Raw genomic sequence first — 6,466 nt, 5'->3', positions numbered from 1 at the left:
GTCCCCTTCAGGGGATTTAGGGGTGACATAAAATGATATTTTATTACAAATTGAAACTAACGTTGTTCTGATGTTTAATTTTTGGACACCCTCATCATTTTCTACAAAAACAGGACAACCAATTGACTCTTCCATTAATTCGGTAACTGGTTTATCCCCAAAATTCATATAGGTATAATTGATACCTTTAACTGAATCAACCAACCCGGGCATGCTTATACCCACTGATAAAAAACCTGATTTATCAAGACCGGAACGATCGATATACGAATTGATCAATTCCAATATTTCATCCAGTGTTTCTTTCTTGTTATTTAATTCAACCGAATATTCTTCCGTTTCAGTAATCTGATTATTCTCAGCATTAAAAATGGCAATGCTTACTTTGTATATGCTCATTTCAACAGCCAAAATATAAAAGCTGTCAGCTACCAAACCAAATAAATCCGGCTTTCTTCCTCCAATCGATTTTCCCTGTCCCTTCTTTTCAAGAATATTACGCTCAAACATCTCAGCCATGATAGCTACCATATTTGGCGTACTAATTCGCAATCTCTTGCATAATTTAGAAGTTGTCTGCGGACCATCTACATATAAAGTCTTAACAATTCGAATTTGTTGAATGTATTTCTTCTTTTCAACTCCTTCCAGCTGTTCTGCAACTTTAGTATCAAATTGTAAATATCCCATAGACTTTACTTATAATTTTCATCGATTAGATGATGTAAAGTATATATTTTTATTTTTAAAACAAATCTTTTATTATTTTTTTATTAATGTCCTTAAATCTTTATTAATATTTTCTACATTTGTCAATACCAAAACACCCAATAAAGCCAGTCAAACAGCTGTTTACGAGGGATAACAGGATTTTTTTAAATAATTTAATAAAACCAGAAAAAAATATGAACTTGATCTAAGGTTTTATATCACCTGATAAATTATATAATACATACCGCTGAATTTCATCAATTATAAAAACTGAAATAATGAAAAAAAGACTATCAATCATTCAACATTTATTGGCAACACTCTTACTATTGTTGTCTAATAATATTTATAGCCAGCATTCTAAATTCAGAGATTGTAACCTTTCGATTGATGAAAGAGCCAATTGCCTATTAAATGCACTGACACTGGAAGAGAAAATCTCACTCCTTGGTTATTCTTCGCCAGCAGTGGAAAGATTACAAATACCTTCGTATAATTGGTGGAACGAAGGATTACATGGGGTTGCACGTGCCGGACAGGCAACGGTATACCCACAGGCTATTGCCTTAGCTGCTACTTTTGATCCTGAATTGGTTAATAAAGTTGCGGATGCTATTTCTACCGAAGCCAGAGCCAAGCACAACATGGCGATTGCTAAAGATAAACGACTTCAATATTTAGGAATTAACTTTTGGACTCCTAATATTAATATATTCCGCGATCCTCGTTGGGGACGTGGTCAGGAAACGTATGGTGAAGATCCATTCCTTACTGGTATTATGGGAACTGCTTTTGTAAAAGGGCTTCAGGGCGATGATCCAACCAGGTACAAAATATCAGCCTGTGCTAAACACTTTGCTGCCCATAGTGGTCCCGAAGCCATTCGTCATGAATTTAATGCAATTGTTGACGAGAAAGATTTGCGCGAAACCTATCTGCCCGCATTTAAAACACTGGTTGACAACGGTGTTTCAGCAATTATGTGTGGATACAACCGACTGAACGATCAGCCTTGTTGCACATCTGAAAATCTGTTGGAAACCATATTAACCAAAGAATGGAAATTTGATGGACAGATTACGACAGATTGCTGGGCATTAGACGATATCTGGCTTCGCCATAAAAGTATACCAACCCGGGTAGGTGTGGCAGCCGCAGCCATTAAGCAAGGTGTTAATATGGATTGTTCTCCCATCCTTCAGCAAGATGCCATGGAAGCCATTGAAAAAGGCCTAATAACAGAAGATGATATCAATAAATCAATATACAAAACACTGGTTACCCAAATAAAGCTCGGTTTCTATGATGACCCTTGTGAATCACCCTACACAACTTTTGGTCCGGATAGTATTAACAATACCTACCATGTGGATCTGTCTATTGAAGCTGCAGAAAAAAGTATGGTTCTGTTAAAAAACGATGGTATTTTACCGTTAGACAAGAATAAAACAGGTTCGATGATGGTATTAGGTGAGAATGCAGCCAACATAAGTGTATTGGTTGGAAATTATCATGGTATGTCGGGTAATATGGTTACATATGCCGAAGGCCTTGTAAAAAAAGCAGGCCCCGGAACAGCGGTACAGTATGATTTTGGCTTTAGTTATTCTGACACTACTCATTTTGGTGGAATCTGGGGAGCAGGCATGTCCGACGTTTCAGTGGTAGTATTAGGTCTTACTCCTTTGTTTGAGGGTGAAGAAGGAGATGCCTTTTTGTCTCCAAGCGGAGGTGATAAAGAAGGTTTAAATATACCTGAATCACATCTTAGATTTTTAAAAAAACTGAGAGCTTCGCATAACAAACCAATTATTGCCGTATTAACCGCGGGTAGTGCTTTGGATGTTGAGAAAGTAGCTCCATATGCCGATGCTATCATCTATTCATGGTATTCGGGCGAGCAAGGAGGTACAGCTTTAGCTAATATTATTTATGGCGATGTTTCTCCATCAGGAAAACTTCCGCTAACCTTTTATAAATCGATTGACGACCTACCAGATTACACAGATTACAATATGGCAAACAGAACCTACAGATATTTTGGTGGTGAAGTGGCTTATCCATTTGGATTTGGCTTAAGCTACACCAATTTCGATTACGCCTGGATAAGTAAACCAAACAAGACATATAAAAAAGATCAGAATATCAACTTCAACGTAAAAGTGAGTAATACTGGTAATTTTGATGGAGATGATGTGATACAGGTTTACATTGTTTATCCAAACTTGGAAAGAATGCCAATAAAAGAATTAAAGGCATTTAAACGCACAGGCATCAAAGTTAATCAATCTACTGATCTGACTTTTACAATAAACACGAATGATTTGCAGAAATGGGATTTGAAACACAGTAAATGGCAATTATATAAAGGCGAATATAAAATCCTGGTTTCAAAAAACTCGGCAGAATCCGTTCTTGAGCACTCTTTTACAATAAAATAACCTTAAAATAGAATTATCATGAATAGATTAATATACAAAGTCAGTATTGCAGTCTTCCTGACAACTTTAATATTTGGATGCTGTAACAAACAGAGCGAACAACCTTCATCACTGGTACAGTATGTCGATCCTTATATAGGAACTGATTATCACGGACACGTTTTTTTGGGTGCGCACGTTCCTTTTGGAATGGTACAGACTGGTCCTACAAACTACACCTGGGGATGGGATTGGTGTTCCGGATATCATTATTCAGATTCGATTCTAACAGGTTTTTCGCAAACACACCTGAGTGGAACCGGAATTGGTGATTTAGGAGATATTCTGATCACTCCGTTTACAGGAGAAGTAAAATCAACACCTGGTTCTCAGAAAAATCCTCTGGGAGGTTATGCATCACTTTATAAGCATGATAAAGAAAAGGCTGAAGCCGGCTACTACAGTGTTGAATTACTTCGCTATAATATACTGGCAGAACTAACAGCCACAGAACGCACAGCTTTTCACAAATATACTTTCCCTGAGAATGAGCAATCACATATTGCCATTAATCTGGCTCGTGGAATTGGATGGGATCGTCCGGGACAATCATCCATAACTGTTGTTAACGATACCACAATTATTGGTTATCGCAAATCGAATGGTTGGGCTAAAGATCAGATATTGTTCTTTGCCGTTCAATCAAGTAAACCATTTAGCCAGACTCAGCTCTTTGATGGTAAAAGAACTGTAGAAGGGACTAGTGCAATTAAAGATAGTATTACAGCTGTATTAACTTTTCAAACTAAAGCCAACGAAGAAGTATTATTGAAAGTTGGAGTTTCTCCGGTAAGTACAGAAAATGCTTTAAACAATATCGAAAAGGAAAATGAAGGTTGGAATTTTAATAATGTAGTTGCTCAAGCTAAGGATAAATGGAATAAGGAACTTTCGAAAATAGTGGTTGAATCAGCTGATGAAGCTCAGCTTCGAACTTTTTATACTGCTGTATATCATGCATACACCGCGCCGGTATTGTTTAACGATGCCAATGGTGATTATCGGGGTACTGATAAAGAGGTTTATAAAAATGCTGAATTCAATAATTACACTGTATTTTCATTATGGGATACCTATAGAGCCGCACAACCTTTGTACACCCTTTCTCAACCGGAAAGAGTATCTGATATGATTAACTCTATGCTGGCCATCTATCAACAACAGGGTAAACTTCCTATCTGGCCATTACATGGCAATGAAACAGATTGTATGGTTGGCTTTCCTGCTATACCTGTAGTAGCTGATGCCATCTTTAAAGGATTCCCGGGCATTGACAAATCACTGGCTCTGGAAGCTATGCAGGCATCATCCATGCGTGATGACTATGGAGTAAAACACCTGAAAGAAAAAGGATTCATCCCGGCTGAACTGGAAAAAGAATCCGTTTCGAAAGCTTTGGAATATGCTATTGCAGATTGGTGTACAGCACAGCTTGCCACTTCTCTTAACGAATCAGAAGTAGCCGATTACTATAACACAAGAGCACAGGCATATCAGAAATACTTTGACAAGGAAAAGCAATTTATGCGTGCCATAATGGAAGACGGTAACTTCCGTACTCCATTCAATCCGTTTGAATCGACACACGAATGGGGTGATTATACCGAAGGAAACGCATGGCAATATACCTGGCTGGTACCTCATGATGTAAAAGGTTTAATCAACTTATTTGGATCAGATGAAGCATTTACTGCAAAATTGGATAGTCTGTTTATTGTAGAGGGTGATATGGGCCATATGGCATCGCCGGATATTAGCGGATTGATTGGTATGTATGCTCAGGGCAACGAACCGGGTCATCATATTCCATATTTGTATTCGTATGCCGGTCAACAATGGAAAACAGCTAAGCTAGTTCGCAGAATTATGGATGAAATGTTTACCGATCAACCCGACGGCATTTGCGGTAACGAAGATTGCGGTCAAATGTCGGCCTGGTACATACTCTCATCCATGGGACTCTACCAGGTAAATCCTGCTAATGGTGTATTTGTATTTGGCTCACCTTTATTTGATAAAGCCACCATTACTTTGCCAGATAATAAATCATTTACAATCAAAGCAGTAAACCAAAGCAAAGAAAACGTATACATTCAAAAAGCTACACTGAATCGTATCGAATTAAATGAAACCTTTATTACTTATAAAGAAATAATGAACGGTGGTGAATTAATTTTTGAAATGGGTAACACACCTAACATGGAATACGGTAAAAATACAGAAGACAGACCATATTCACAATTGATAAGATAATGACTATGAAACAAGCAATATATCCTTTTATATTTATTATTCTCTTATTTAGCTCCTGCACAAAGAAAGTAGGAGTTACAGATGTAAGATCAGGCTTTATATTTGGAACCTGTCCTACTGATGCGTGCCACGCTGCAACTATAGAAGAAATCAGTCACAACCGACTTATTGCAGCCTGGTTTGGTGGCAGCTACGAAGGAGCCAAAGATGTGGGTATCTATTTAGCTAAGTTTAATGGTATTAAATGGTTGCAACCACAATGCCTTATTAATCCACCAATAATAGATGGTGATACTTTACCTTGCTGGAATCCGGTTTTATTCAAAAGTCAAAGTGATCGATTATACCTGTTTTATAAAGTTGGTAAGAATCCACGTGAGTGGTTTGGAGCTATGATTACATCTGAGGATGAGGGTGATTCATGGTCTGATCCTGAATATCTGCCTGATGGTATCTATGGCCCCATCAGAAATAAACCTATTGAGCTTACTCCGGGAATAATACTATGCGGATCGAGTACAGAAGGTATTGAGGAAGATATTTGGAGAGTGCACAACGAAACTTATAACGAGGCAACTGAATCCTGGGAGGTAATTGAAGTACCTAATCCCAAAGAACTGGATGTGATTCAGCCAACCTTTATCCCGCATAAAAATGATCAGGTACAGATGCTTTGCCGCAGCAGGCATAATAAAATAGTCTCATCGTGGTCAGAAGATAATGGAACAAGCTGGTCGCCCCTGGATACTCTGGATGTTGCAAATTCAAATTCAGGGATTGATGCCATTGCCATTGATCAAAATCTGTTTTTAATGGTTAACAATCCTCTTAAACAGGGACCCGACTGGTTTTACGGTCGTAATGTACTGGATGTTGAATATTCATTTGATGGCATCAACTGGAATCATTTGTTTGATCTTGAAAATAAGGAGAAAGGGCAATTCAGCTATCCTGCAATTATACAAACATCGGATAAAACCATTCACGTTTTATACACATATAACCGTGAAGGAATCAAACAC

Annotated in this window: 4 protein-coding genes; 3 read left to right on the top strand and 1 reads right to left on the bottom strand. The window is 37.8% G+C overall.

All coding sequences use genetic code 11. From position 1 onward, the window contains the following. A partial coding sequence (locus tag ACRD62_RS22110) for an ROK family protein (protein ID WP_430822261.1) occupies window positions 1-690 on the bottom strand: 690 nt, incomplete at its 3' end. Between the two features lie 299 nt (window positions 691-989). Here ACRD62_RS22110 and ACRD62_RS22105 point away from each other — a divergent pair. The 3 genes from ACRD62_RS22105 to ACRD62_RS22095 form a co-directional block, all read left to right on the top strand. Continuing rightward, on the top strand, window positions 990-3,152 hold the full coding sequence (locus ACRD62_RS22105) for a glycoside hydrolase family 3 N-terminal domain-containing protein (protein WP_430822260.1): 2,163 nt from the start codon (window positions 990-992) through the stop codon (window positions 3,150-3,152). 18 nt (window positions 3,153-3,170) lie between these two features. Then, window positions 3,171-5,444 carry a GH92 family glycosyl hydrolase gene (locus tag ACRD62_RS22100; RefSeq protein WP_430822259.1) on the top strand — a complete coding sequence of 758 codons (2,274 nt, stop codon included), beginning with the start codon at window positions 3,171-3,173 and terminating at the stop codon, window positions 5,442-5,444. A gap of 5 nt (window positions 5,445-5,449) precedes the next feature. After that, on the top strand, window positions 5,450-6,466 hold a 1,017-nt coding region (locus ACRD62_RS22095), incomplete at its 3' end, for a sialidase family protein (RefSeq protein ID WP_430822258.1).

Source organism: Carboxylicivirga caseinilyticus (assembly GCF_050589785.1).
Classification (GTDB): domain Bacteria; phylum Bacteroidota; class Bacteroidia; order Bacteroidales; family Marinilabiliaceae; genus Carboxylicivirga; species Carboxylicivirga caseinilyticus.
The sequence above is the reverse complement of the archived record's forward strand: the minus strand, read 5'-3'. Positions and strand labels throughout refer to the sequence as shown.

What these genes read in the sequence shown, in the direction of transcription:
- ACRD62_RS22105 (WP_430822260.1), top strand. Translation starts at nt 990, where the DNA reads ATGAAAAAAAGACTATCAATCATTCAACATTTATTGGCAACACTCTTA.
- ACRD62_RS22100 (WP_430822259.1), top strand. Translation starts at nt 3,171, where the DNA reads ATGAATAGATTAATATACAAAGTCAGTATTGCAGTCTTCCTGACAACT.